Origin of the sequence: Amycolatopsis orientalis DSM 40040 = KCTC 9412, from assembly GCF_000478275.1 — a bacterium.
Taxonomy (GTDB): domain Bacteria; phylum Actinomycetota; class Actinomycetes; order Mycobacteriales; family Pseudonocardiaceae; genus Amycolatopsis; species Amycolatopsis orientalis.
Window position 1 is genome coordinate 34,992 of record NZ_ASJB01000070.1, and the last position, 25,626, is coordinate 60,617.

Genomic DNA, 25,626 nt, shown 5'->3' on the forward strand with positions numbered 1-25,626 from the left:
GCAGTGAAGGGGGCCTTCACGTACTTCTGGGCTGGAAAGGTCAGGCTTCCGAGCGCTTCACCAGATGCCGCCCGATCCACCAGGCCGCTTCCACCAGCACGATTCCCACTCCGGCGCAGGCGAACGCCGACAGCGTGTACGCGCTCACGCTCGGGTCCAGCGCGAAGAACTTCTGCGTGAACGGGATCAGGAACAGCGCGAGGGTCAGCACGACCATCCCGCCGATCAGCCCGATCTTCCACCACCGGTACGGTCGCGCGACGATCCCGAGCACCCACAACGCGATCGTGATGAGCGTGATCAGCGCCGTCGTTCCCGCCTGGATCTTGTCCAGTTCGGACTGTCCGGATCCCTTGTACACCAGCAGGTAGCTGACGAACGTCGCGGCGGCGATGACCAGCCCGGCCGGGACGGCCATCCGCATCACCCTGCCGACGAACCCGGTGCGGGCGCGTTCGTTGTTCGGCGCCAGCGAAAGCACGAAGGCGGGCAGGCCGATCGTGAACCACGCGGTGATCGTGATGTGCCGCGGCAGGAACGGGAACGGCACCTGTGCGATGCCGACCATCAGTGCCAGCAGCACCGAGTAGACCGTCTTGGTGAGGAACAGGTTCGAGACCCGCTCGATGTTGCCGATCACCCGTCGCCCTTCGGCGACCACATGCGGCAGGGTGGCGAACTTGTCGTCCAGCAGCACGATCTGCGCGACCGCGCGGGTGGCCGGGCTGCCGGCGCCCATGGCGACGCCGATGTCCGCGTCCTTCAGCGCGAGGACGTCGTTGACGCCGTCGCCGGTCATCGCGACGGTGTGGCCCTTCGACTGCAGCGCACCGACCATCGCGCGTTTCTGCAGCGGTGTCACGCGGCCGAAGACGGCACGGTCCTCGACCGTGTCGGCCAGCTTTTCGGCGTCCTCCGGCAGTTTCCGCGCGTCGACGGGTTTGTCCGCACCCGGCAGGTCGAGTGTGCTCGCGACCGCGCCCACCGAGATGGCGTTGTCGCCGGAGATCACCTTGACCGCGACGTCCTGGTGCGCGAAGAAGTCCAGCGTGTCCTTCGCGTCCGGGCGGACCTTCTGCTCCAGGACCACCAGTGCCACCGGTGCGATTTCGCCGGGGCCCTCGGCCGCGTCGACGGCCCGTTCGGCTCGGCCCAGCAACAGAACGCGCAGCCCGCGCGAGCCGATCTTCTCGGCTTCCGCCCGGTGCTCGCCCTCGGGCAGCAGAACGTCGGCCGCGCCGAGCACCCAGTCGCCATCGCCGCCGAACGACGCGCCACTCCACTTGCGGGCCGAGGAGAACGGCATGGTCGTGGAGACCCGCCAGCCCGGATCGGTCCCGTGCGCCTCCGCGATCGCCTGCAGGCTCGCGTTCGGCCGCGGGTCGGCGGCGGCGAGCGCGGCCAGCGCGTCGTCCACCGGATGCCCCGGCGTGATCTCGCGGACCTCGGCAAGCCGCATCGCGTTCTCGGTGAGCGTGCCGGTCTTGTCCGCGCACACCACGTCGACGCGGGCGAGTCCCTCGATCGCGGGCAGTTCCTGCACCAGGCACTGGCGTTTGCCCAGCCGGATGACGCCGACCGCCAGCGCGACACTGGTCATCAGCACCAGGCCCTCGGGCACCATCGGCACGAGCGCCGCGACCATGCCGCGCAGCGCGTCGGGCCACGCCTGGTCGCCCGCGAGCTGGTTGTAGATGGTCAGCGCACCCGCCGGGACGAGCAGATAGGTGATGAACTTGAGGATCTTGTCGATGCCCTGCCGCAGTTCCGACTTCACCAGGGTGAACTTGCTGGCTTCCGCGGCCAGCTTCGCCGCGTAGGACTCGTCACCGATGATGTCCGCGCGATAGGTGCCGCTGCCCGCGACGACGAAGCTGCCGGAAAGCACCTTGTCGCCGGGCTGTTTGACGACCGGATCGGATTCCCCGGTCAGCAGCGATTCGTCGACCTCCAGCGCGTCGGCCGTCAGCGCCGGTCCGTCGACGACGATCTTGTCGCCGGGTCCCAGTTCGACGAGGTCCCCGAGGACGACGTCTTCCGGGGCGATCTCGGCGCTCTGCCCGTCACGGCGGACGGTCGGCTTCGCCTGTCCGACGATCGCGAGCCGTTCCAGGGTTCGTTTCGCCCGGAGCTCCTGGATGATGCCGACCGCGCTGTTGACGATGATCAGTCCGCCGAACAGCCCGTCGATGAAGTATCCCGTCGACAGGATGAGCACGAACAGCACGCCGTAGATGGCGTTGATCCGGGTGAAGACGTTCGCACGGATGATTTCGCCGGTGGTCCGGCTGGTCTTCGTCGAGACCACGTTGGTCTGGCCCGCGGCCACCCGCTGGGCGACCTCTTCGCTGGTGAGCCCCCTCGAGGCGTCGGTCAGCAGGGCCGGCTGATCAATTGCCATGCCCGCGACTCTATTCCGCCCGGCCTCTGCCCGCGTCAGCCTGCGGGACCATGTCGCCCCTTACTTCAGCATCTTTCGTGCTCGGGACTGGTGCCGCCGTCGGTGGTGTCGACCCGCCACGATCCGCTTTCCAGCCGCAGCGGCAGGACCAGCCGCCAGCGGATACATGCCTCGGGCAGGTACACCGGCGCGTCGTCGACGTCCTGCGTGCTGGTAAAGGCGACGAGCACCCGGAGCGTGCCGGGTGAGCCGGGCTCGATGCGGTAGACGAGGATGCTGCCGTCCCGAGTGGACTGATAGTCGTTCTTCCACTCGGACGAGGTCTTGGTCTTGGCCCGTTCCCTGCTGACCACCGAAGTCCACTTCGGATAGTCGCGGAAGTTGATGGCGTCGAAATACCCCTGCAGTACCTGCCGGACGCTCTGGTACTGCGGATGCGCGAAAACGTCGGGCGTGACTTCGACGATGGGCGAACCCGGCTGCGCCTCCGGGGCGACCGACGACGGCGAGTCGGTGACGACCGGCTCGTGGGGCTGGGCCTCGGGACGGCGGTAGAGCTCACGCGCCAGCAACCCGATGCCGACGGTCAGGGAGATCACCACCACCAGGACGGGGATCAGCCACCGCTGACGGGAGGCGGGGCGAGGCTGGGCGGTCACCCTGAAAGGTTAGCCGCCCGCCTCTTCCGTCTTCACGCCCTCTACCCGACCTGGTGCAGCCAGGTGACCGGTGCGCCGTCTCCGGCGTGCCGGTACGGTTCGAGCGCTTCGTCCCAATTGGCGGCGAGGAGCTCGTCGAGCTTGTGCGCCAGGGATTCACCGGTGCGGACCTTGCTCACGAGAGCGCGCAACTGGTCCTCACCCACGACGATGTCGCCGTTGGCACTGGTCCTGCCGTGCCACAGGCCGAGGCCGGGGGCGAAACAGAACCTCTCACCGTCGACCCCCGCACTGGGCTCTTCGGTGACTTCGAACCGGATCATCGGCCACGCCTTGAGCGCGGACGCCAGCTTCGCGCCGGTGCCCGAAGGCGCGCGCCAACCACATTCGGCGCGGAGCTGTCCTGGACTGGCGGGCTGCGCCGTCCACTTCAACTCGACTCGGGCACCCAGGGTGCCCGAAATAGCCCACTCGACGTGCGGACAGACCGCAGACGGCGACGAGTGGACGTACACCACGCCACGGGTGTTGCCACGGGTGCTCACTGCTGACCTCCGCTACTCGACGAGGGGCGTCTTCCCCTACGACCTCGCGAGCTGCGCTGGTCAGGTGGCTCGTGCCGCCTCCCGGTACGCGTGAGCACATTGTGCACCCCAACTGTGCTGTTTGGCCACATGAACACCACAAGTCGCACCTGATTGGGACGCGAGACCCCTGGTGGAGGCTTCACCGGGGACACGGGCGACCCTTCGGCACAGCGGGTCGTGAGTGGTAATGACGGTTAGAACCGTCATTACCACTCACGAGGCCCCGCGCGGTTAACCCTGGGCGCCGAGGGACTGGGCGGCGGCGAAGGTGTCCACCAGGCCGGTGCCCTTGTCGAAGCTCGACGTGTACGGACCGGCCGCCACATACGGCGAGCCGTTCGCGAACTTGTACGCCGTGCCCTTGATCGCGGCCTCGATGTCGGCCGGGCTCGCGGCCGGCGCGACCTGGAACAGTTGCGCGACGATGCCGGTGATCTGCGGCGCCGCCATCGAAGTCCCGCTGATCACGTTGTAGGTGCCCAGATCCAGCATCCCCGGGCCGTTCTTCGGCTGCAGGCCCTGCGTGCAGATCGGCTGCGTCGGACGGCACGCGGACAGGATGTTCTCCCCCGGCGCGGAAACGTCGGGCCAGGTCGCCTTGTCGGTCTTCAGCCCGCGGGAGGAGAAGTCGGACACCGTGCCGTCGCGGGTGCCGGTCCCCTGGTCGTTGAACGACGCCACCGAGAGCACGCCCGGCGTCTGGTCCTGTCCCGGCGGGTTCGACAGGTTCGCCGAACCGTCGCCGCCGTCGTTCCCGTTCGCCCACACCGTGACGACCCCTTCCGCGGCGAGCGCGCGCTGCAGCTTCACCGTCGCCGAGTTCGGGTCGAAGGCGCCACCGCCGCTGGGACCGTAGGAGTTGTTGGTCACCTTGATCGGCGGGCACACCGACGCCGGGACGCCCGCGCCGCACGGCGCCTCGTGGTGCTCCAGCACCCAGTTCAGCGCCGCGTCCGTGCCGAGCACGAGCAGGGCGGCCCCGGTCGAGACCGACACGATCTTCGAGCCCGGAGCCGAGCCGCCGACCTTGGTGCCGTCGGTCAGCGTCAGCCGGTTGCCCGCGGCGATGCCGGTGACATGCGTGCCATGGCCACCGAGGGAGAGGGTGTCGGTGTCGACCGAGGTCGGGACGTCGACGATGCAGTCGGTCGTGGTCCCGTCGAGGCACAGGCTCTTCAGGCTGCGCACCACCCGCGTCTTGCCGTCGGCGCCCTTGAACGCGGGATGCGTGGGGTCGACACCGGTGTCGATGATCGCGACCGAGACACCACGGCCGTCCACGGGCGCGCCGGCGGAGTCCTTCAACGTCGTCTGCGTCTGCAGGCTCCGCGTCGCCGTGGTGCCGGCGCTGCCGTGCGCCTTGAGTTTCTCGTTGCCTTCGACGTAGGTGACCCCGGCGGCCTTGCGGACCGCGCGGACCTGGTCGGCGATGCCCCGGACGGCGACGACGCCGATCTTGGCGAACGAGGTGACCTTCGTGAGTCCGGCCTCCTTCGCGGCACGTTCGGCGGTGGCGACATCGGCGGCGTGCACGAACGCGGTCACCGCCGCGGCGCCGGTGATGGCCGAGAGCAGGCGGGAAAGTCCTGGGGCGACGGGTGCGAGCGGTCCCGTGGCCTGCGCGGGGACCATCCCCGCGACCGGGACGGCCAGCAGGGCGACGACGAGTGCGGCGCGTCGACGCCAACGGCGAGATACGGCCATGATGTTTCTCCTGGTGACAGGGGACAAGGGCACTGTCACGTACCAACGAGTAATACCTGGACGAGTGACGGCGCTCACGCGCATGACAAGTTCTCGTGGCTCTCACCTGGGACGTGTCTCCCCGCTAGTCCGTTCGGAGGCGCTACTTTGTGCACCGAGACCGACGAGATGGGGAGGGGTTCGGTGCGACTCGTTCGCCTCGCTCAACAGCCGTCCCGGGTGGCCGAGGACGTCCGCGCCGCGCTGGCTTCGCTCGGCCGGGGAAGCACCGTCGTCGGCGGGGTCGCCCTGGTCGGCGCCCGCCCGGTGGACGACCGGGCCGTCGAGGCGGTCGTCGTCATGCCCAAGGGCGTCCTCATCGTCATCGGTGTCGACCTGCCGGATCCGGCGCTGAAGCTCGAAGCCCCGCTCGGCGGGCCGTGGAAGGCCGACGGCTGGCCGCTGGTCCACGGCGACACCTCGATCAACCCGGCCACCGACGCGCTCTCGCTGTCCGCCGCGTGCACGCACAAGATCGCCGACGTCGCCCCCGGCGCCGGGCCGATCGGCACGATCATCGCCGTCGGCCCGTACGTGGAGACGGTCGATCAGCCGCCCTCGGACCTGGCCGGTTCGGTCCGGGTCCTGTACCCGACGGCGACGACCATGCTCGCCGCGACGGTCTCGCTGGCCACCGCGGACAGGCCCCGTTCGGTCCAGCAGGCGCGGGAGCTGATCGCCGCGCTCGCCCCGGACGCGCCGCCGATGCCCGAAGAGATGTTGCTCGGCGAGGGATTCAGCGCGTACTCCGACGAAGAGCCGACCATCGTCCGCGAGAATCCGCTCGTCGCCATCGCGCCGACGGTTCCGGTGCGGCATCCCGGGAAGGCGAAGAGACCGGCGAAACCGGCCACTCCCCCTGCCCCACCCGCCAAGCCCGTTCAGCCCGTTCAGCAGTCCGCCGCTCCCGTGCAGCCCGCCGCCCCGGTCCGGCAGGCCCCGCTGCCCGTCGCGGCCGCGGCAACCGCTCCCCCGGCGGCGCAGGCATCCGCCCCCGCTTCCGCCGAGTCCGCACCGAAGGGGCCGCATCAGTCCAAGACGGTGAAATGGCTGCCGCTCGCCGCGATCGGCCTGCTCATCGTGCTGCTGGTCGCGGCCGTCACCGTCGCTTCCGGCGGTGACGACACCGCGTCGACGCAGCCTCCCCCGCCGCCGACCCCGGCGACCAGTTCACCCCCGCCCAGCAGCAGCGCCGTGGAGAACATCCAGTTCACCTCGCGGGCGTCGGCCGCGGACCAGAAATGCGCGTCGCACGCGTACGGCGACGTCCAGGCGAGCCTTCAGCGGACGAGTTGCACGACGGTGAAACGAGCCAGTTTCGCCAGTTCCATCGACGGCCGGGCCGCGGCGGTGACGATCGCCGTCGTCGAGTTCCCCGACACCGCGCTCGCGACCGCGTTCAAGGCGGCCGCCGACACCCCCGGCGGTGGCGGCATCCTCGATCTCGCCACCGAGACCAACCAGTGGCAGGGCGACGTCCCGGTGTTCGAGGGCGCGGCCTACCAGAGCAGCCAGGACGGGAACTCGGTCCGGCTGATCCAGGTGGTGTGGGTGCCGGGACCGTCCACTCCGGACGATCCCGGCCTGGTCCGTGGCGCGAAGGCCGCGCTCGAACTCCCCGTCAACGGCTAGCTCCTCAGAGCCCGTAGGCCTCCAGCAGGCGCAGCCACACTTCGCTGATCGTGGGGAACGACGGGACAGCGTGCCACAGCCGTGACAGCGGGACCTCCCCCACGATCGCGATCGTCGCCGCGTGCAGCAGCTCCGCCACGTCCTGCCCGACGAAGGTCGCGCCGACCAGGACACCGCGTTCGGTGTCGACGACGATCCGCGCCTTGCCCGCGTAGCCGTCCGCGTGCAGCGACGAACCGGCCACCGCGATGTCGATGTCGACGACGCGGTGCGGCTTGCCCTCTTCCGCACCGGCGAGCCCGACCGAAGCGACCTCCGGATCGGTGAAGACGACCTGCGGGATGGCGTGATGGTCGGCCGTGGCGCTGTGCGCGCTCCACGCGGCGGAGTCGACCGGCTTGCCCGCGGCCTGCGCCGCCACCGCGTCCCCAGCGGCGCGCGCGGCGTACTTGCCCTGGTGGGTCAGCGGCGCGCGGCCGGTGACGTCCCCGACGGCGAACAGCCAGCCACCGTCCACAGCGGACACACGGCCGTTGTCGTCCGTCGTGAGCGCGGCACCGGCCTCGATCCCCAGTGCCTCCACGCCGAGGCCGTCGGTCGCCGGGCGGCGGCCGGTGGCGACGAGCAGTTCGTCGACGACCAACCTTTCGCCGCCCTTCAGCGACAATTCCTTACCACCGTCCAAAGCGGACACTGACTCGAGACCGGAGCCGGTGTGCACGGTGACCCCGGCTTCGCGAAGCCCCGCGATGACCGCGTCGCCGACGAAGTCAGGCAACCGCGGCAAGGGACGTTCGCCCGAGATGATCAAGTGGACTTCGGCACCGAGGGTGGCGTAAGCCTGCGCCATTTCGACGCCGACGACACCGCCGCCGAGTACGCCGAGGCGGCGCGGGACCTCTTCCGCCGAGGTCGCCTCCCGTGATCCCCAGGGCGAAATGGTGTCCAGTCCGGGGATCCGCGGCGTCCGCGGCACGCTGCCGGTGGCGACGATCACCGCGTGCCGCGCGGTCAGCACGTCACCGCCGTCGACCGTGACCTCGCGCTCACCGCTGATCCGGCCGTGCCCGCGGATCGGGGCGATCCCGACGCCTTCGGCCCACTTGACCTGTCCGGTGTCGTCTCCCTTGCCGGTGAACCAGTCCCGGCGCGCGAACACCTTGGCCGGGTCGACCGCGTCGCCCACCGGGACACCCGGGACACGTTTGGCGGCGGCGAGGAGGAGTCCCGGCCGCAGCAGTGCCTTGCTCGGAATGCAGGCCCAGTAAGAACATTCGCCGCCGAAGCGTTCGTGTTCGACGAGGGCGACCTGGAGGCCGCCGCGTGCGGCGCGCTCGGCGGCGACCTCGCCGACCGGGCCGCCTCCGATCACGATCACGTCAAAAGTCTGTGCTGACATGCATTCAGCGCACACCACCGCGCAGCTTCGCGCAACCTGCCGCTATCCTCGTGTCGCTGCGTGAGTCATCAGCCGCGGGTTCAGGTTGCACCGTGCCGGTTACGCAGTAGAACGATCGAGCGCGGGAGGTTTTTCATGGCCAGGAACACTGCTGTGCATTTGCTGGACGATCTGACCGGCGAGGCGGCCGAGGAAACGGTCGCTTTCGGCTTGGACGGAATCGCCTACGACATCGACCTTTCGGCCGACAACGCCACCGCGCTCCGGGAAATCCTGCGTGCTTATGTGGAAAACGGCCGCCGGATCGGTGGACGGAAACTCCGCCCCCGGGTCGTGCAGCGGCCCAAGGGTGCCCGGGTGTCGAAGTCGACCCCGAAGACCGCGGCGACCGCCGCCAAGGCGGAGGCGAAGACGGCCGCGAAGCCGGGCCGCAAGCCCGCCGCGAAGGGCGTCGCCGGCCGTAAGCCCGCCGCCGCCAAGGCCGCTCCCAAGACCGCCGCCGCGAAGGTCGCCGCTCCCAAGGCGGAGAGCAAGACCACCGCCAGGACCACGGCGAAAGCCACCGCCGCCAAGGCGAAGTCGGCCCGCGGCACGGCGGCGAAGACCACCGCGGCCAAGACCACGGCCGGACGCGCCAAGGCCGCGGCCGCGACCAAGACCCCGGTGAAGGCGGCGGCTCCGAAGGCCGCCGCCAAGACCACGGCCGCCGCTCCGAAGACCGCCGCCAAGACTCCGGCGAAGAAGGCCGCGGAGCCGAAGAAGACCACCCGGGCCGCCCGCAAGGTGCCCGTCGTCACTTTCTCGGCCAAAGAAAAGTAATTCGCCGAAAAGACGAAAAGAGCCCGCTTTTCTCGTGAGTGGTAATGACGGTTAGAACCGTCATTACCACTCACGAGCGTTGGGCACCCGCGGAATGCCATTCGGAGTAGTGGTAGCGCGTGTGGCCGAGCGTGCGGTGCCAGTCCAGCTCCGCCGCCGAGGGCTTGCGGGTGGTGAGTTCGCCCAGTTGCGCGGCCGCCGCGGCACGGACCGCGGCCGTGACTTCGGCAACACCTTTGCGCAGGCCGTGGTCGGCGAGCGACGCGACCTGGCTCCGATGCGAGTCGAGCGGACGGGGATCCGCCGGTGCCGCGGTGAGGTACCGGCCGACCCGTTCGGCGGCGGTCGAAACGAGCAGGGTCGAATGCGCGAGCAGGCCCGTTCTCGTCCGGAACACGGCGAAACCGCACAGCTTCGAGTCACCGACGAACAGTCCCCGGTCACCGAGCCGCGACGGCAGCCCGAGTCCGGCCACCGTCGCGGTCATCAGTTCCCCGAGTGCTTCGAGCGGTCTGTCGGGTTTCCCTGCCAGGCCCTGCCCCGGCAGGACGAGGGTGATGTTGAGATTGCCGGGATCGTGGAACACCGTGCCGCCGCCGCTGGCCCGGCGCAGCACCGGAACGCCGTCGCTCGCACAGACGTCGGCCTTGACCTCGCGTTCGATCTTCTGCCCCCGCCCCACGACCACACAGTCGGTGTTGCGCCAGATCCACAGGACCGGCGCCTCCGGTGCGGCGCGCAGGAGGGCTTCGTCGAACGCGAGGTTGTCGGCCGGGTCGTCGAACGCGGCGACGACTTCCGAGGGGCCGGTCACAGTGCTTTGAGTTCCTCCACGATCTCGCCCACCGACGATTTCGCGTCGCCGAAGAGCATGCTGGTCTTCGCATCGTAGAAGAGCTCGTTGTCGATGCCCGCGAAGCCCGAGCTCATCGAGCGTTTGAGCACGATCACCGACCGGCTGTGGTTCACCTTGAGGATCGGCATCCCGTAGATCGGCGAGCCCGGATCGGTCTCCGCGGCCGGGTTCGTGACGTCGTTCGCGCCGATCACCAGCGCGACGTCGGTCTGGGCGAACTCGGAGTTGATCTCGTCCATTTCCTTGAGCTGCTCGTACGGGACGTCGGCCTCGGCGAGGAGCACGTTCATGTGCCCCGGCATCCGGCCCGCCACCGGGTGGATCGCGTAGGCGACCGTGATCCCCTTGGCCTCCAGCAACTTCGCCATCTCGCGGACCACGTGCTGCGCCTGCGCGACGGCCATGCCGTAACCGGGGACGACCACGACCTTGTTGGCGTACGCCATCTGGATCGCGGTGTCGGACGCGCTGGTGCTGCGGACCGGCCGGACCTCGCCGGAGCCGCTGCTCGCGACCGCCGTACCGCCGCCGAACCCGCCGGCGACGATGGCCGGGATCGACCGGTTCATCGCCTTCGCCATCAGGTTGGTCAGGATCGAACCCGAGGCGCCGACGATCATGCCCGCCACGATCAGCGCGGTGTTGTCGAGGGCGAGACCCATGGCCGCCGCCGACAGTCCGGTGAGCGCGTTCAGCAGGGAGATGACCACCGGCATGTCCGCGCCGCCGATCGGCAGCACGACCACCACGCCGAGCACACCCGCGGCCACCAGCAGGCCGATCATCAGCAGTTCGGCGTCGCCGCCGGTGGCGATGACGACGGCGAGGACGACCGCGGCGACCAATACCAGCGCGTTGACCGGCTGCTGCAGTTTGCCCAGGGTGATCGGCCGGCCGGAGATGAGCTCCTGCAGTTTCCCGAACGCGATGTTCGAGCCCCAGAAGGAGATCGACCCGACGATCGCGGCGAAGAGCGACGCGATCGCGACGTACGCCGGCTCGTGCGCGTAGCCGTCCGTGGTCCGGAACTCGACCCACGCGATGAGCGCGACCGCCCCGCCGCCGACGCCGTTGAACAGCGCCACCATCTGCGGCATCGCGGTCATCTTCACCTTGCGCGCGGACGGCACGCCGACGACGACACCGATCGCGACCCCGAGGGCGATCAGCAGCCAGTTGCTCATGCCTGGCGTCAGCAGCGTCGCGATCACCGCGATGCCCATGCCGACCGCGGCGATCCAGTTGCCGCGCACCGCGGTGCGCGGACCGGTCAGGCCCATCAGGCCGTAGATGAACAGTGCGAAGGAAATGATGTAGAGGACGGCGATGAAGGTCGTCACTTGTCACCACCCTCTTCCGGCTTCTTCGCCTTGAACATCGAAAGCATCCGGTCGGTGACGAGGAAGCCGCCGACCACGTTGATCGTGCCGAAGGCGATCGCGATCACCAGCAGGATCTTGTTCAGTACGCCGTCCACGCCGAGGCCGAGCACGATCAGCCCGCCGAGCAGGACGATGCCGTGGATGGCGTTGGTCCCCGACATCAGCGGGGTGTGCAGGGTGTTGGGCACCTTCGAAATGACGGTGAATCCCACGAATCCGGCGAGCACGAGGATCGCCAGGCTGCCTACCAGCATCACTCGCCCCCTTCTTCTTTTCCGGCCACGCAGGCCCCGGCGACGATCTCGTCGGAGAAGTCGAGCGCGAGCTTGCCTTCCTTGTCGACGAGCAGTTCCAGCAGTTCGGTCACGTTGCGCGCGTACAGCTCGCTGGAATGCGCGGGCATCTCCGCGGCGAGGTTGAGCGGCGAGCAGATGGTGACGTCGTACTCGACGACCTCCTCGCCCGGTTTCGTCAGTTCGCAGTTGCCGCCGGACTCGCCGGCGAGGTCGACCACGACACCACCGGCGGGCATCCCCTTCACCGCGTCGGCGGTGACGAGGGTCGGCGCCTTGCGGCCGGGGACGAGCGCCGTGGTGATCACAACGTCGAACTTCGTGATCGCCTCGGTGAGCCTGCGTTGCTGCTCGGCCCTTTCCTCCTCGGTCAGCTCGCGGGCGTATCCGCCTTCGCCGACCGCCTCGATGCCGAGGTCGAGGAATTTCGCGCCGAGGGATTTGACCTGCTCGCCGACCTCGGGCCGGACGTCGTACCCGGTGGTCTGCGCACCGAGCCGTTTCGCCGTCGCCAATGCCTGCAATCCGGCGACGCCCGCGCCGAGCACGAGCACCTTCGCCGGTGGCACGGTGCCCGCCGCGGTGGTGAGCATCGGGAAGAACCGGGTGAGTTTCTGCGCTGCCAGCAGAACCGCGCGATAACCCGCGACACTGCTCTGCGACGACAACGCGTCCATGGCCTGCGCGCGGGAGATCCGGGGGATCGCCTCGACGGCGAAAGCGCGCACGCCCGCCGATTCCAGCGCCGCTATCCCGTCCGGATCGGCACGGGGATTCAGGAAACCGATGAGGATCGTGCCTGTTTTGAGCTTCGCGACTTCGGCCGCGCTCGGAGGCGCCACTTTCACCACGATGTCGGCATCCCACGCGTCACCGAGCTCCGCGCCCGCCTGCTCGAAGACCTCGTCGGCGAGCAGCGCGCCGGCGCCCGCACCGGGCTCGACCACCACCCGCATTCCGCGTCCTGAGACACGCTCGATGAGTTTCGGTACCAGCGCGACGCGGCGTTCTCCCTGCCCGGTCTCCCGGACAACACCGACCGTGAGCTGCTCGTTTTCTGCCGCCACAGGCGACCTCCTCGCTGGAGAGGACCACACGAACTCGCACTGTTTACCATGTCCGGCCGACAAGTCCCATGGCTGAACGTGTCCGGAAGGCATCTTTGCGTGACATCCGCCATCACGATCGATCCAGCCATCGATCCAGGTGGGGGATGTCATAAGGGGTCCCCATAGGACGAATTCCGTCCTATGGGGACCCCTCATGACACTTACGGAGCAACGGTTCCGCCCGTCACGGAACACTGCGCCAGTTCGGCACCCCCAGAAAGATCAGCCGCAACCGCCGTTCGGCCGTGCGCACGATCTCGTTGTCGCGCGCGGGGGTCTCGAGCAGCTCGAGCACCGTCGTGAGCATGGTCGTCACGATCAGGTCGGCGAGCAGATGGAGATCCTCGGTCGCCCATTCGCGGAGATTGTCGAACCGCGCGAGGTCGACGGCGAGTTCGCTGACGAAGAGCTTGAGCTCGAAGCCGATCGCCTGCCGGACCGGGCCGGTGCCGCCGTAGCGCTCCCGCGTCAGGAAGTGGAAGTGGTCCTCGTGCGCCCGAACGTGCTCGTGCAGGATGCGCACGGACGTGCGGATCATGTCGTTGTACGCCGCGGGCCTGGTGCGCGCCGAGCGGATCATCGTGCGGAGTGTGCGCATCGACTCCTCGACGAGCGCGACCCCGAGTTCGTCCATCGATGCGAAATGGCGATAGAACGCCGTCGGCACGATCCCCGCCTGTTTCGCGACTTCTCGCAGGCTCAGGCCGGAAAACCCGCGTTCCGCGACCAGGTCCAGCGCGGCGTCCAGCAGCGCTTGCCGCGTGCGCTGTTTGCGCTCCTGCCGGGAAACGGGCTCAGTTGTCACGACGGACAGCGTAATCGCCTCCGTCCTATCACCCACGTCACATCGGCCTCCTCTCGCGTTGACAAGCGGGACCATCGCCACTTCACTGTTCAGTGTACAAGCGTTCACTGAACTTCTTGGAAAAACTTCGGGAGATGTGATGACGGCACTGGTACCGCGCAGGGCCAGGCGGCTGGCCTCGCTGGCCGAGGCCCTGCTCACGCCCCATGGCATGGACCGCTACCTCGAACTCGTCGATCCGATGCTGGTCCGCCGGGAGATCCGCGGCCTGGTCACCGACGTCCGGCGGCAGACCCCAGACACGGTCACCCTGACCATCCGGCCGAGCCGGGCCTGGCGCGGCTTCGTCGCGGGTCAGTACGTGCGGGTGACCGTCGAGATCGACGGCGTCCGCCGCACCCGCTGCTATTCGCCCGCCGGTTCAGAGCACGACGGCACACTGGAACTGACCATCAAGGCCGACCCGCAGGGCCTCGTCTCACGACATCTGAACCGCACGGTCACCATCGGTTCCGTGCTCGGACTGTCCACTCCGGACGGTGAGTTCACGCTGCCGTCGCCGAGGCCCCGGCGGATCCTGCTGCTGAGCGGCGGAAGCGGGATCACGCCCGTCCTGTCGATGCTGCGCACACTGGCGGACGAGCGTCACGAGGGCGATGTCGCCTTCCTGCACTACTCCAACGGCGCCGACGACGCGCTCTACCGCGCCGAACTCGCCGACCTCGCCCGCCGCCTGCCCGGCCTGCGGGTGGTACACGCGTTCACCCACGCGAAAACCGGTGGCGACCTGCACGGCTTCTTCTCGAAGGAGCACCTCGCGGAGGCCGCGCCGTGGTATCCGGACGCCGAGACCTTCCTGTGCGGGCCGAAGCCGCTGATGGATTCCGTCCGCGAGGCGTTCGAGGCCGACGGCCTGGGCGCACATCTGCACACCGAGGAGTTCACCCCGCCCGCGCTCACCTTCGACACCGAGAGCGCCGAAGGGCAGGTCCGGTTCGCGCGCAGCGGCCGCGAATTCGAGAACTCCGGGAAACCGTTGCTGGAGCAGGCGGAAGACGCGGGCCTGCGGCCGGAGCACGGCTGCCGGATGGGCATCTGCTTCTCCTGCACGCAGGTCAAGACCTCGGGCTGCGTGCGCAACGCCAAGACCGGCGAAACCTCCAGCGAAGAGAACGAAGAGATCCAGCTCTGCATCTCCGTCCCCGTCGGGGACGTCGAGATCAACGCTTAGAAAGGACTCCGGTATGACCGGCTTGCAGGACAAACTCACCCCCGCCCAGGTCGAGGAGTTCGGCCGCGAACTGGACGAGATCCGGCAGCGGATCGTCGCCGACCTCGGCCAGGTCGACGTCGACTACATCCACAACGTCATCAAGACCCAGCGCGCGCTGGAGGTCGCCGGCCGCGGGCTGCTGTTCGCCGGGTTCTTCCCGCCCGCGTGGGTCGCCGGGGTGGCCGCGCTTTCGGTGGCGAAGATCCTCGACAACATGGAGATCGGCCACAACGTCATGCACGGCCAGTACGACTGGACGCGCGACCCGGCGCTGAGCTCCCAGAAGTTCGAATGGGACAACGTCGCCCCCGCGGAGAACTGGCGCCATTCACACAACTACATGCACCACACCTACACCAACATCCTCGACAAGGACCGCGACATCGGTTACGGCGTCCTCCGCCTGGACCCCGCGCAGAAGTGGCACCCGTACTACCTCGGCAACCCGGTGTACGCGGTGGCGCTGGCGTTCATGTTCCAGTGGGGCGTCATGCTGCACGACCTCGAATTCGACCGCGTCCTCAAGGGCGAGCGCAGCTGGTCGGACAACAAGGAGGTCGGCCTGAAGATGCTCAAGAAGGCCGGTCGCCAGGTCGGCAAGGACTACGTGCTCTTCCCGCTGCTGACCGGTCCGCTCGCGCCGCTGACCTTCCTCGGCAACGCGACCGCGAACCTGACCCGCAACCTGTGGGCGTTCTCGATCATCTTCTGCGGGCACTTCCCCGCCGACGTCGAGAGCTTCACCGAGGAGGAGACCGAGAACGAGTCGCGGGGTCAGTGGTACCTGCGGCAGATCCTCGGTTCGGCGAACATCACCGGCGGCAAGCTCTTCCACATCATGACCGGGAACCTCTCGCACCAGATCGAGCACCACCTGTTCCCGGACATCCCGGCGCGCCGCTACCCGGAGATCGCGGCCGAGGTGCGGGCGATCTGCGAGAAGTACGGCCTGCCGTACAACACCGGCCCGCTGCACAAGCAGATGTTCTCGGTGGCCAAGAAGATCGTGAAACTGGCCATGCCCTGGAACGGTGAACGCCGCACTCCCGCTACCGTGGGAAGCGACAAGACCCTCCGAGCGGCTTAAGGTGTCTGACATGGTCGGTCAGTTCGAAAGCACCAAGGACGTGGTCCAAGAGGTCACCGAGTCGGCGGCCACCCATATCGGCAACATCGCGACGATCATCACCGGCGCGATCCGGGACATCGCCCGCGAAACCGGCGACTGGCTGACGGACGTCATCGAGATGCGCGAGGCGTCCCAGCGGGCACAGGCGGACGAACAGCACCGCGAAGACTAGGGAAACCTGGATGGGCACGGGGCGGGTGGCCACGGCAGGCTGAATGCCGTGACCACCCGCCTCGCCATGCCCCGGCTCGCCGGACGCGTCTTCGGTGCGCAGCTGAGCCGCGCGTACTGGGCCGAGCTGGCGTGGGTGCTGATCGGAGCGCCGCTGACGCTGGTGTTCGTGGTGCTCGTCGTCGTCGGACTGGTACTCGGGACCGGACTGAGCCTGCTCACCATCGGACTGCCGGTGCTCATCGGCGTTCTGGCGGGGGCGCGGCTGATCGGCGCCGCGCATATCGGCCTCGCCCGCATCCTGCTCGGAGTGACGGTCACGCCACCCGCCCGGCCCGAGCTGCGGCCGGGCCTGTGGAACGGGATCAAAAGCAAACTCGGTGATCCGGCGGGCTGGCGCTCGATCGCCTACCTGCTGATCCGGCTGCCGCTCACGCTGATCGAGTTGTTCCTGGTCGCGACACTGTTCGTCTACGCCGTGAGCACGTTGACCTACCCCCTCTTCTGGTTCACCCTGAACGGCGACGCCATGCCGACGTTCGACCTCCGCGTCGACACCTGGCCCCTGACCCTGCCGCTCGCGCTGACCGGGCTGGCCGTCCTGCTGGCGATGCCGTGGGTGGTCCACGGACTGACCGAATTCGACCGGCTGCTCGTGCGCGGCGTCCTCGGCGCCGAGGACCTGTCGAAACGCGTGCGCGATCTCGAACGCAGCCGGGCGACCGCCGTCGACGACGCGGCGCTGCGCCTGCGCCGGATCGAACGCGACCTGCACGACGGCGCGCAGGCCCAGCTGGTCGCGCTCGCGATGAAGCTCGGCATCGCGAAGGACGAACTACGTGCGGGCGGCGACGTCGACCACGTGACGGCCCTGGTCACCGCCGCGCACGCCAACGCGAAGCAGGCGCTGATCGAACTGCGGGACCTCGCCCGCGGTATCCACCCCGCCGCCCTCGACGCCGGCCTCGGCGTCGCACTGTCCACTTTGGCCGCCAGCTCGGGTATCGACGCGCGGATCTCCGTGGACCTGCCGGCCAGGCCGTCGCCGTCGATCGAGACCATCGCCTACTTCACCGTCGCCGAACTGCTGACCAACGCCGCCAAGCACACCTCGTCGGCGATCGAGGTCGACGTCGGTATCGTCGGTGACGGCTTGCGGCTCGTGGTGCGGGACGGCGGCGAAGGCGGGGCCCGGCTGGAACGCGGCGGCGGACTCGCCGGGATCGCCGAGCGGCTCGCGACCGTCGACGGCGGGCTCGACATCGACAGCCCCGTGGGAGGGCCTACGGTGATCAGCGCGGAGATACCACTACGGAAATAGGAACATGGGGGGCGGCGTGCGCGTCGTGATCGCGGAGGATTCGGCCATCCTGAGGGAGGGACTCGTCGAACTGCTGAACCTTCGGGGCCACGAAGTCGTCGCGGCGGTGGCCGACGGCGACAGCCTGTGCGCGGCGGTTCGCGAGCACCGGCCGGATGTGTCCATTGTGGATATCCGCATGCCGCCGACGCACACCGACGAAGGACTGCGCGCGTCGATCGCGCTCCGCGCGGAACTGCCCGGTTGCGCGATCCTGCTGTTCTCCCAGTACGTCGAGACGCAGTACGCGACGGAACTCCTGGCCGACCGCGCGGGCGGTGTCGGTTACCTGCTGAAGGACCGCGTCGCCGAGGTGTCGGACTTCCTCGACGCGCTCCAGCGGGTCGCCGACGGGGAAACCGTGCTCGACCCCGAAGTGGTCAGCCAGCTCTTCGCCGCCACCCGGAAGACGGACGCGCTCGCCGGGCTGACCCCGCGCGAGCGGGAGGTGCTGGGGCTGATGGCCGAAGGCCGGTCGAACTCGGCGATCGCGACCGCGCTGTTCCTTTCGGCGGGCTCGGTGGAGAAGTACGTGTCGAGCATCTTCGGGAAGCTGGCGCTGCCACAGTCCGAAGGGGACAACCGGCGGGTGCTGGCGGTGCTGCGGTACCTGGAGTCCTAGTACTGGGCCGTCACCGAGGCTCGGCAGGGACCCCGTCCACCTCCGGCAGGCACAGCTGCACCCACGCGACATCCCGCCACGCCCCGTGCTTGTACCCGATCCGCCGGTAAGTCCCGACCGGCTCGAAACCCATCGCCCGGTGCAGTCCGGCGCTCGCGTCGTTCGGCAGCACCATTCCCGCGCAGAACGTCCGGAATCCACGTGCGGCCAGGCGGTCCAGCAGCGCCTGGTAGAGCGCGCGGCCGCCGCCCGTCCGCCGCCTGCCCATCTCCAGATAGACGCTGACCTCGCACGACCAGCGATAGGCGGGACGGCCGCTGAACGGACCTCCGTACGCGTAGCCGGCGACGCGTCCTTCGTCGTCTTCGAGTACGAGCCAGGCGTGTGACCGCCGCGCCTTGGCGATGCGCTCGGCCATCTCGTCCGGTTTGGGCGGCTCGGTCTCGAACGAGATCGCCGTGTCGGTGACGTACGGCGCGTAGATCTCCGCGCAGGCCGCCGCGTCGTCTTCCGTCGCTTCCCTGATCACCATGGCAACCATAGTATCCGATGCTGCCACTATAGTGAGCAGCATGTCGGATCCCCTGTCCGCGTCGCTCGCCGCGACGCTCCAGTCCGCGAGAGTCGATCAGAACCTCTCCGCCAACGCTCTCGCGGAAATGTCCGGCGTGTCCAGGGCGATGATCGGCAAGATCGAACGCGGTGAAGCCCAGCCGACGGCCGTCCTGCTCAGCAGGCTCTCGGCCGCGCTCGGCATGACGCTGTCCGAGCTGATCGCACGCGCCGAACACGGTGACCGGCGGCTCGCGCGCGTGGCCGATCAGCCGACCTGGACCGACCCGGACACCGGCTACGTGCGCCGCGCCGTCTCGCCGTCGCTGGGCGGGCCGCTCGAACTGGTCGAGGTCGTCCTGCCCGCCGGCGCCGAGGTCTCCTTCCCCGCCCACACCTACGCGCTGACCCATCACCAGATCTGGGTACTCGAAGGACATCTGCGGTTCCGCGAGGGCGACGTCGACCACGAACTCGATACGGGTGACTGCCTCCAGCTGGGCACGCCGCAGCCGTGCGCCTACGTCAATCCGACGGACCGGCCAGTGCGCTATCTGGTCGCCCTCGCGCGGCGGCACGCCTGACACCCGGCTCACCCCGCACTACCGTGACGAGCATGTACTCCACGGAGATCGAGGTGCGCACCGGCAGCGTGGCCGTGGTGCACGACCTGACCAAGGACGCCGAGACCTTCCTGCGCGACGCGGACGCCGAGGACGGGATCCTGCACGTCTTCGTCCCGCACGCGACCTCCGGGCTGGCGATCCTCGAAACCGGCGCGGGCAGCGACGAAGACCTGCTCGCGGCACTCGACGAACTGCTCCCCCGCGACGGCCGCTGGCGGCACCAGCACGGCAGTCCCGGTCACGGTCGTGACCACGTCCTGCCCGCGCTGCTGCCGCCGTTCGCGACGATCCCGGTGCTCGGCGGAGTGCTGACGCTGGGCACCTGGCAGTCGATCTGCCTAGTGGACACCAACCTGGACAACCCGGTGCGACGCGTCCGCTTCAGTCTCCTGGAGGGCTGACCGGCCCGGCCACAGCGCGAGCACCAGCCCGGCGCCGAGCAGCGCGGCCAGCACCCAGATCCCGGTCGTGACGTCCGGCGCGCCGGGCACACCCTGCAGCAGGCTCCGGAGACCTTCGGTGGAGAACCGGAACGGCGTCCAGGACCACAGCACCGCGCGGTACGCCGGGTTCAGCAGCTCCGGCACCTGGCCCGCGACGGCGGGCGCGACCAGGTACAGCGGGCCGAGGACCGCCATCGCCCGCACACCGAGCAGCCGCAGCAGACCGGTCTGCAGGGCGGCGAACGCGGTCGAGGTGAGGAAGAGGAACCCGAGGACGTCCCAGCCGAGCGGGAGCGAGGAGTCCCACAGTTTCAGGAATCCGGCCAGGACACCGGTGACCAGCACTCCCGCCGAAAAGATCTGAGTGAACCGCGCGGTGACTCCCGCCTCCCGGCCGCCGACCAGGACCAGCACGGCACCCCCGGCCAGGCAGCCCACCCACGCCAGCGCGCTCAGCCCGAGCGGCGCGACCCGGCCCGCCACGCTCGCGGCGTGCAGTGTCTCGACCTTCGGCGTCCCGCCCATTGCCTGCGCCGCGCCGGTCAGCACCTGCTGCGCGATCTGGGTCCCGGACGGGTTCACCGCGCCGGAGACCACGACCGTCGACGGAAGTTCGAGAACGCCGTAGACCTCCTTGTCCTCCAACAGTTTCCGGCCTTCCTCGGCCGAGGTCACCCGCCAGGCGACCTGGCCGCCGCCATGGGACGCGATCCCGTGCGCGGCCGCCTGGAGCGGTCCCGGCGGCGCGGCCACGGCGACGGGAAGACCGTCGGGCGCGACGGTGGCCTGCGCGCCGAAGGTGAGAAAGCCGAGTACGACGGCGACCAGCGCGCCTGCCACCGCGGCGAGTAAGGCGAAGGCCCCGGCGGGGCGACGGCTCGGGGTCGGCATGACCGTCCTCCATTTATTCGTCAGACGTTGAATTAATTGCCCTCAAGGTAGGCCCCGGCCGCACGGAAGTCAACAGACGTTGAATTAGCTCACCGGTACCGTCGACCGCGTGACTACTCCGCACCGGCTCGTGCTGTGGGACATCGACCAGACCCTCGTGGACCTGCGCGGTATCGGCGCCGCCTGGTACACGGCCGCGCTCGCCGAGGTCGCCGGCGTCGAACTGCGGGCGCTGCCGAACTTCGGCGGCCGCACCGAACGCGCCATCAGCGCGGACATCCTGACCTCACACGGCATCGAGCCCACCGAGGAGAACGTGCGCGCGCTCTGGCTCGCGCTGATCGCGGTCTCCGAAAGTCACGCGCCGACGCTGTCCTCGAACGGCCGGGCGCTCCCCGGAGCCAAGGACGCCCTGAACGACTTCGCCACCCACGGCGGCATCGTGCAGACGTTGGTCACCGGGAACCTGCCGGAGATCTCCGTGCACAAGCTGACCGCGTTCGACCTGCACGAACACGTCGACTTCGAGATCGGCGGCTACGGCTCGCTCTCGGCACACCGGCCCGATCTGGTGCCCGCCGCCGTCGGCCACGCTTCGGCGAAACACGGCACGGACTTCGCGCCGACGTCGGTCGTCGTCATCGGCGACACCCCGGACGACGTACGGGCCGCGCTCGACAACGGCGCCGTCGCGGTGGCCGTGGCGACAGGGCAGTTCAGCGCGGAGGAACTGGCCGACGCGGGCGCGCACACCGTGCTCGGCGACCTCTCCGATCTGGCAGCGGTGCGTGCCGCCGTGCTGGGGAACCCCGACTAAACTCGGTCCATGGCATACCCAGGCGGCGACGGCTGGCCGGAGCGACAGCAGCCCTATGGGCAGCAGCCCCCGCAGCAGGGATATCCGCCGCAGAACCCGCAGCAGTACGCCCAGGATCCCCAGCAGCAGGGTTTTCCGCAGTTCCCGCAGCAGACCTACCACGGTTTCGCGCCGGAACCGCCCAAGAAGGGCAAGAAGGGGCTGTGGATCGGCCTCGGCGCGCTCGTCGTGGTGATCGCCGTCGGCGCCACGCTCTTCTTCGTTCTGCGTGACGGCGAAGATCCCAAACCCCAGCCCACACCGCCTTCCGCGTCGGCGTCCGCGTCGAAATCGCCGTCGACCTCCCAGAGCGGCGAGGCACAGGAGGGCAACAAGGTCCCGGCCAAGACGCTGGGCTGGCAGGGAATCGTGTCCCGGCAGGACAAGACCGCGTACGACCTGCCCCCGGTGGGCTGGGAGACCACCGCGGGCTACACCACCGGGAACACCGAGCGCGACCTCAAGATGGTCATCCACGAGGTGTCGAGGTACAAACTCGGCGCTTGCCCCGACGTCAGCGGTTCGAACCGGGGAATGGTCGGCTTCGCCACCGCGGAGCAGATCCCGGTCGAAAACGCCGCCAGGGGCGCTGTCCGGCTGTGGATCCAGTCCGCCACGGGCAACGCCGACGTGCCGCTGCCCGAGATCAAGCCGGTCCCCATCGCGGACGGCACGATCCAGGCGGTCAGTTCCAGCGCCACGTTCACCCCGCGGGAGACCGAAGGCTGCCGGGCGCCGAGCGTGAAGGTCACTTCGGCGGCGTTCAAGATCGGCCAGCAGACCGTCTGCTTCGTGATGGTCCTCGACCAGGGCACTCCCGACGCCCTGCCCGACTCGGACGCGCAGATGATCCTCGCGAGTCTGAGGCCTCAGCAATGACCGGCCCCGGTGGGCGATCCGACGAACCTCGACTGTGGTTCGTCGATCCGTTCACCGGGCAGCCGCTGGAATCCGAGGCCGAGCGGACACGGCCGATTCCCGTCGTCCGGGACACCGCTCCGCCGCGACGCTCTCGTCTGCTGCCGACCCTGGGCGTCATCGGGCTGGTCATCGTCCTCGCGGTCGGTACGACGGCCACCTACCAGGCCAGGACCGCGACACCGCCGTCCGCCGAGGACTTCGTCCTGCCCGATCCGGTGATGCCCACCCGGATCGGTCCCGTGATCGCGGGCTGGCAACCGGTCCTGTCCGACGATCACCCGCTCGTGTTCGACGTCCCGCCGGACTGGACGATCGAGGAGCCCGACGTCGCCGTCGGTTACGAGACACCGGCCGGGGAACTCGTCACCTTGCAGGGCGTCGCCCGGTACCGCCGCGATTTCTGCCCCGGCTCCGAACTCTCGGCGCGGGCGATGGCCGGATTCACCACCATCGACGAGGGCGAGGTCGACGGCATCGCCCAGGCGGCGGAGGAGACGACCCTCCGATGGGCCGAAGCCGCGTACGGTTCGATCGGCGGCGGGACCCCGAAGACCGAGACCGGCGCGGCCGGGCCGGTGACCGTCCTCGACGGCGGCACGATTGCCACGGCCGTGACCACCACCGTCGTCCCCACCTCGGACGACCCCTGCCCGGCGCCGTCGGTCGCGATCACCGCCATCGCCCTACCCCTGCGCGCACTGCCCGGATCCGGCCGCTACCACGTCCTCCTGGTACTGGCGGACCAGGGGATCCCCGGTGCGATAGCCAGGGACATAGTCCTCAAGATGGGTGGCAGCATCCGTCGGGAGTAGCACTCCCCTAAGGGAAATATAGGTCCGCTACCCGATGTCCTCGCAGCCCTCTTCCGCCTACCTTGAGTCCATGCCAATTGGGGGAAGCGGGACGGCCGCGCCGGGCCGGACACACAAGATCGCCACGGTGCTGAGGCACCGGCTGCCTTTCACGACCCTCGTCACGGTCACCATGCTCGCGCTCGCCTTGGCCACGGGCGCGCTGTGGTCCGCCGCGGAGGATCGCGCGGTGTACCCGTACATCGCGTACGGGCTGCCGTCGCTCGAATCAGGCCGGTGGTGGACCTTGTTCACCGGACCGCTGTTCGCGGTCGTCCCGCTGTACTACTTGCCGATGGTGCTCAGCTTCGCGCTGTTCGCGGGCTTCGCGGAATGGCGGCTCGGCACGCGCCGGGCGATGGCGATCGCGATCGGCGGCCAGTTCGTCAGCGTGCTGGTCGCGGTCCAGTTCCTGGCCCTGAGCCGCAACTCGGGCTGGGAGTGGGCGGAGCGGGTCGCGGGCAGCCTCGACGTCGGCTTCTCCGGTGGAGCGCTCGCCGCGGTCGCGGTCGCCAGCGCCACCCTGCGCCCGCCGTGGCGGCTCCGGTTGCGCGCCGGGTTGTGCGTCTACGCCGGGATCGCGATCATCTTCGTCGGCACGCTCGCCGACCTCGTGCACTTCTTCGCGCTGGTGCTGGCCCTGCCGTTCGGGCGCAGGTTCATCGGCTCGCCGGACGCCGGCCGCGAACGGCGGCCGAGCCTGCGCGAATGGCGGTTCTACGTCGTGGCCGGGCTGCTGGTGCTCACGGTCGCGGAACTGGTGATGTCCTTCGTACCGGGCAACGGCCCCTTCGGTTCGTCCGAGGAGCTTTCGCTCTCCACCTGGGAAGTCGGCATCCTGTGCCTGATCGTGCTGCCGATCATGAACGGCCTGCGCAAGGGCAGTCAGGTCGCCTGGTGGTGCGCGATGATCCTGACGTCGTTCGTCATCCTGCAGGTGATGGCCTACGGCGGGGTGCTCGCGCTGGCCGAGGTCCTCGGTGAGGACACCGGGCTTTCGGATCCGCCCCTGTTCTTCGTGGACAATCTCCTGTGGACGGTCGAGTTCGCGCTGCTGATCTCCTCCCGCGGCGCCTTCCGCGTCCCGTCGCGGCGGAAGCGCCGCCGTCTCGGCCGGATGGGCAACCCCGCGCTGGCCCGCACGCTGCTCAGCCGTCACGGCGGAAGCACGCTCTCGTGGATGACGACGTGGCCGCAGAACTCGTACTTCGTGTCCGCGGACGGCAAGTCCTACCTCGCCTACCGGCGCCACGCCGGGGTCGCCATCGCCCTCGGCGACCCGATCGCGCCCGATGGCGCCGGTGACCGGACGATCGCCGAGTTCATCACGATGTGCGAGAACACCGGTCTCGTGCCGTGCCTGTTCTCCGCCACCGGGGACACCACCGCCAAGACGGCGGATCACGGCTGGAAGCAGGTCCAGGTCGCCGAGGACACCCTGATCGAACTGGAGGCGCTGGAGTTCCGCGGCAAGCGCTGGCAGGACGTGCGGACCGCGCTCAACCGCGCCAAGAAGGACGGCATCGAGTTCCGGCTGGTCCGGCTCGCCGACCAGCCCCGTTCGGTGATCTCCCAGGTGCGCGCCATCTCCGAGGAATGGATCGGCGACAAGGGCATGCCGGAGATGGGTTTCACGCTCGGCGGCGTCGACGAGGCGATGGACCCGGAGACCAGGGTCGGTCTCGCGGTGGACGCCGACGGCGTGGTCCACGGTGTGACGTCGTGGCTGCCGGTCCACACCGGGGCAGGCGCCGTCGGCGGCTGGACGCTCGACGTCATGCGCAAGCGGTCCGACGGTTTCCGCCCCACGATGGAGTTCCTGATCGCGTCGTCGTGCCTGGCCTTCCGCGAAGAAGGCGCGAAGTTCGTTTCGCTGTCCGGTGCCCCGCTGGCGAGTTCCGGCGAACCCGCGCACGCCGTCGAACGCGTCCTCGACGCGCTCGGCACGATGATGGAGCCGTTCTACGGATTCCGTTCGCTGCACGCGTTCAAGGCGAAGTTCCAGCCGCGGCACGTCCCGCTGTACCTCGCGTTCCGAGACGAGGCGGATCTGCCGCGGATCGGGATCGCGCTCGGCCGGGCCTACCTGCCGAACACCGGGCTGCTGCGGCTGGCCAAACTCGCCAGGTCCGGCAAGAAGCCCCAGCGCTCATCGGCGAACCCGCGACCGGCGTCGGCGGGGCGGCGCCTGGTGACCCAGGTCGCGGTGGGCGATCAGGGCGTCCTGCCCCCGGGATAACCGCTTC

The 25,626-nt window shown here is 69.2% G+C and carries 25 protein-coding genes; 13 read left to right on the forward strand and 12 right to left on the reverse strand.

What is annotated here, in order from left to right; translation table 11 throughout:
- Window positions 1-40: 40 nt before the first annotated feature.
- The 4 genes from L324_RS25545 to L324_RS25560 all read right to left on the reverse strand — a co-directional run bounded on the left by L324_RS25545 (window position 41) and on the right by L324_RS25560 (window position 5,351).
- Entirely contained in the window at window positions 41-2,401 is a 2,361-nt protein-coding gene (locus tag L324_RS25545) for a cation-translocating P-type ATPase (protein WP_173426402.1), read from the reverse strand.
- Window positions 2,402-2,466: 65 nt separating this feature from the next.
- Window positions 2,467-3,060 carry a hypothetical protein gene (locus L324_RS25550; RefSeq protein WP_037313805.1) on the reverse strand — a complete coding sequence of 198 codons (594 nt, stop codon included), beginning with the start codon at window positions 3,058-3,060 and terminating at the stop codon, window positions 2,467-2,469.
- A 41-nt stretch (window positions 3,061-3,101) separates the two neighbouring features.
- Window positions 3,102-3,605 carry a DUF3145 domain-containing protein gene (locus L324_RS25555; RefSeq protein ID WP_145926758.1) on the reverse strand — a complete coding sequence of 168 codons (504 nt, stop codon included), beginning with the start codon at window positions 3,603-3,605 and terminating at the stop codon, window positions 3,102-3,104.
- 273 nt (window positions 3,606-3,878) lie between these two features.
- Window positions 3,879-5,351, reverse strand: coding sequence for a S8 family peptidase (locus L324_RS25560; protein ID WP_037313806.1), 1,473 nt, complete (start codon window positions 5,349-5,351; stop codon window positions 3,879-3,881).
- A gap of 183 nt (window positions 5,352-5,534) precedes the next feature.
- Between L324_RS25560 and L324_RS25565 the strand changes: the two genes are divergently transcribed.
- Window positions 5,535-7,022, forward strand: a complete 1,488-nt coding sequence (locus tag L324_RS25565; RefSeq protein WP_037313922.1) for a hypothetical protein — start codon at window positions 5,535-5,537, stop codon at window positions 7,020-7,022.
- 4 nt (window positions 7,023-7,026) lie between these two features.
- Here the strand turns inward: L324_RS25565 and L324_RS25570 are convergent, their stop codons facing one another.
- Window positions 7,027-8,400, reverse strand: coding sequence for a dihydrolipoyl dehydrogenase family protein (locus tag L324_RS25570; protein WP_037313807.1), 1,374 nt, complete (start codon window positions 8,398-8,400; stop codon window positions 7,027-7,029).
- Window positions 8,401-8,556: 156 nt separating this feature from the next.
- On the opposite strand from L324_RS25570, the gene L324_RS25575 reads away from it, so the two are divergent.
- Window positions 8,557-9,240, forward strand: a complete 684-nt coding sequence (locus L324_RS25575; protein ID WP_081736468.1) for an Lsr2 dimerization domain-containing protein — start codon at window positions 8,557-8,559, stop codon at window positions 9,238-9,240.
- Between the two features lie 70 nt (window positions 9,241-9,310).
- Here the strand turns inward: L324_RS25575 and L324_RS25580 are convergent, their stop codons facing one another.
- The 5 genes from L324_RS25580 to L324_RS25600 all read right to left on the reverse strand — a co-directional run bounded on the left by L324_RS25580 (window position 9,311) and on the right by L324_RS25600 (window position 13,721).
- Complete coding sequence (locus L324_RS25580; protein ID WP_037313811.1) at window positions 9,311-10,054, reverse strand: lipoate--protein ligase family protein; 744 nt, start codon at window positions 10,052-10,054, stop codon at window positions 9,311-9,313.
- Window positions 10,051-11,436, reverse strand: a complete 1,386-nt coding sequence (locus L324_RS25585) for an NAD(P)(+) transhydrogenase (Re/Si-specific) subunit beta (RefSeq protein WP_037313813.1) — start codon at window positions 11,434-11,436, stop codon at window positions 10,051-10,053. Before L324_RS25585 ends, L324_RS25580 begins: the two co-directional genes overlap by 4 nt.
- Window positions 11,433-11,732, reverse strand: coding sequence for an NAD(P) transhydrogenase subunit alpha part 2 (locus L324_RS25590; protein ID WP_037313815.1), 300 nt, complete (start codon window positions 11,730-11,732; stop codon window positions 11,433-11,435). Before L324_RS25590 ends, L324_RS25585 begins: the two co-directional genes overlap by 4 nt.
- Entirely contained in the window at window positions 11,732-12,838 is a 1,107-nt protein-coding gene (locus L324_RS25595) for a Re/Si-specific NAD(P)(+) transhydrogenase subunit alpha (protein ID WP_037313817.1), read from the reverse strand. Before L324_RS25595 ends, L324_RS25590 begins: the two co-directional genes overlap by 1 nt.
- A gap of 226 nt (window positions 12,839-13,064) precedes the next feature.
- On the reverse strand, window positions 13,065-13,721 hold the full coding sequence (locus L324_RS25600; protein WP_037313818.1) for a TetR family transcriptional regulator: 657 nt from the start codon (window positions 13,719-13,721) through the stop codon (window positions 13,065-13,067).
- Window positions 13,722-13,824: 103 nt separating this feature from the next.
- On the opposite strand from L324_RS25600, the gene L324_RS25605 reads away from it, so the two are divergent.
- Genes L324_RS25605 through L324_RS25625 form a run of 5 tightly spaced genes read left to right on the forward strand, consistent with a single transcriptional unit; the run spans window position 13,825 to window position 18,240 of the window.
- Complete coding sequence (locus L324_RS25605) at window positions 13,825-14,916, forward strand: ferredoxin reductase (protein ID WP_037313819.1); 1,092 nt, start codon at window positions 13,825-13,827, stop codon at window positions 14,914-14,916.
- Window positions 14,917-14,929: 13 nt separating this feature from the next.
- The gene (locus tag L324_RS25610; protein WP_037313820.1) at window positions 14,930-16,045 is read left to right on the forward strand and encodes a fatty acid desaturase family protein; all 1,116 of its coding nucleotides are present in this window, start codon (window positions 14,930-14,932) and stop codon (window positions 16,043-16,045) included.
- 10 nt (window positions 16,046-16,055) lie between these two features.
- Window positions 16,056-16,259, forward strand: coding sequence for a hypothetical protein (locus L324_RS25615; RefSeq protein ID WP_037313821.1), 204 nt, complete (start codon window positions 16,056-16,058; stop codon window positions 16,257-16,259).
- Between the two features lie 48 nt (window positions 16,260-16,307).
- The gene (locus L324_RS25620) at window positions 16,308-17,579 is read left to right on the forward strand and encodes a sensor histidine kinase (RefSeq protein WP_037313825.1); all 1,272 of its coding nucleotides are present in this window, start codon (window positions 16,308-16,310) and stop codon (window positions 17,577-17,579) included.
- A 16-nt stretch (window positions 17,580-17,595) separates the two neighbouring features.
- Entirely contained in the window at window positions 17,596-18,240 is a 645-nt protein-coding gene (locus L324_RS25625; RefSeq protein WP_037313923.1) for a response regulator transcription factor, read from the forward strand.
- Window positions 18,241-18,250: 10 nt separating this feature from the next.
- On the opposite strand, the gene L324_RS25630 is transcribed toward L324_RS25625, so the two are convergent.
- Complete coding sequence (locus L324_RS25630; RefSeq protein ID WP_037313827.1) at window positions 18,251-18,781, reverse strand: GNAT family N-acetyltransferase; 531 nt, start codon at window positions 18,779-18,781, stop codon at window positions 18,251-18,253.
- Between the two features lie 31 nt (window positions 18,782-18,812).
- On the opposite strand from L324_RS25630, the gene L324_RS25635 reads away from it, so the two are divergent.
- Together L324_RS25635 and L324_RS25640 are read left to right on the forward strand one after the other, a co-directional pair.
- A complete protein-coding gene (locus L324_RS25635; RefSeq protein WP_037313829.1) occupies window positions 18,813-19,376 on the forward strand; it encodes a helix-turn-helix domain-containing protein in 564 nt (187 codons plus the stop codon).
- Window positions 19,377-19,408: 32 nt separating this feature from the next.
- Complete coding sequence (locus L324_RS25640) at window positions 19,409-19,819, forward strand: secondary thiamine-phosphate synthase enzyme YjbQ (RefSeq protein WP_037313831.1); 411 nt, start codon at window positions 19,409-19,411, stop codon at window positions 19,817-19,819.
- Here L324_RS25640 and L324_RS25645 read toward each other — a convergent pair.
- Complete coding sequence (locus L324_RS25645) at window positions 19,757-20,752, reverse strand: YhgE/Pip domain-containing protein (RefSeq protein WP_051174097.1); 996 nt, start codon at window positions 20,750-20,752, stop codon at window positions 19,757-19,759. The two genes, L324_RS25640 and L324_RS25645, sit on opposite strands and share 63 nt — an antisense overlap.
- Before the next feature lie 130 nt (window positions 20,753-20,882).
- Between L324_RS25645 and L324_RS25650 the strand changes: the two genes are divergently transcribed.
- From L324_RS25650 to L324_RS25665, 4 genes are all read left to right on the forward strand, one after another.
- On the forward strand, window positions 20,883-21,569 hold the full coding sequence (locus tag L324_RS25650) for an HAD hydrolase-like protein (protein WP_081736469.1): 687 nt from the start codon (window positions 20,883-20,885) through the stop codon (window positions 21,567-21,569).
- A 9-nt stretch (window positions 21,570-21,578) separates the two neighbouring features.
- A complete protein-coding gene (locus L324_RS25655) occupies window positions 21,579-22,487 on the forward strand; it encodes a DUF8017 domain-containing protein (RefSeq protein WP_037313838.1) in 909 nt (302 codons plus the stop codon).
- Window positions 22,484-23,341 (forward strand): DUF8017 domain-containing protein, encoded by an 858-nt coding sequence (locus L324_RS25660; protein ID WP_037313840.1) that lies wholly within the window; start codon window positions 22,484-22,486, stop codon window positions 23,339-23,341. The genes L324_RS25655 and L324_RS25660 overlap by 4 nt, the downstream gene beginning before the upstream one ends.
- 70 nt (window positions 23,342-23,411) lie before the next feature.
- Window positions 23,412-25,619, forward strand: a complete 2,208-nt coding sequence (locus L324_RS25665) for a bifunctional lysylphosphatidylglycerol flippase/synthetase MprF (RefSeq protein ID WP_235783647.1) — start codon at window positions 23,412-23,414, stop codon at window positions 25,617-25,619.
- Window positions 25,620-25,626: the final 7 nt, after the last annotated feature.

Coding starts and splice junctions, on each gene's coding strand:
- L324_RS25545 (WP_173426402.1), bottom strand. CDS start 2,401: ATGGCAATTGATCAGCCGGCCCTGCTGACCGACGCCTCGAGGGGGCTC.
- L324_RS25560 (WP_037313806.1), bottom strand. CDS start 5,351: ATGGCCGTATCTCGCCGTTGGCGTCGACGCGCCGCACTCGTCGTCGCC.
- L324_RS25575 (WP_081736468.1), top strand. CDS start 8,557: ATGGCCAGGAACACTGCTGTGCATTTGCTGGACGATCTGACCGGCGAG.
- L324_RS25590 (WP_037313815.1), bottom strand. CDS start 11,732: ATGCTGGTAGGCAGCCTGGCGATCCTCGTGCTCGCCGGATTCGTGGGA.
- L324_RS25605 (WP_037313819.1), top strand. CDS start 13,825: ATGACGGCACTGGTACCGCGCAGGGCCAGGCGGCTGGCCTCGCTGGCC.
- L324_RS25610 (WP_037313820.1), top strand. CDS start 14,930: ATGACCGGCTTGCAGGACAAACTCACCCCCGCCCAGGTCGAGGAGTTC.
- L324_RS25615 (WP_037313821.1), top strand. CDS start 16,056: ATGGTCGGTCAGTTCGAAAGCACCAAGGACGTGGTCCAAGAGGTCACC.
- L324_RS25630 (WP_037313827.1), bottom strand. CDS start 18,781: ATGGTTGCCATGGTGATCAGGGAAGCGACGGAAGACGACGCGGCGGCC.
- L324_RS25635 (WP_037313829.1), top strand. CDS start 18,813: ATGTCGGATCCCCTGTCCGCGTCGCTCGCCGCGACGCTCCAGTCCGCG.
- L324_RS25640 (WP_037313831.1), top strand. CDS start 19,409: ATGTACTCCACGGAGATCGAGGTGCGCACCGGCAGCGTGGCCGTGGTG.
- L324_RS25645 (WP_051174097.1), bottom strand. CDS start 20,752: ATGCCGACCCCGAGCCGTCGCCCCGCCGGGGCCTTCGCCTTACTCGCC.
- L324_RS25655 (WP_037313838.1), top strand. CDS start 21,579: ATGGCATACCCAGGCGGCGACGGCTGGCCGGAGCGACAGCAGCCCTAT.
- L324_RS25660 (WP_037313840.1), top strand. CDS start 22,484: ATGACCGGCCCCGGTGGGCGATCCGACGAACCTCGACTGTGGTTCGTC.
- L324_RS25665 (WP_235783647.1), top strand. CDS start 23,412: ATGCCAATTGGGGGAAGCGGGACGGCCGCGCCGGGCCGGACACACAAG.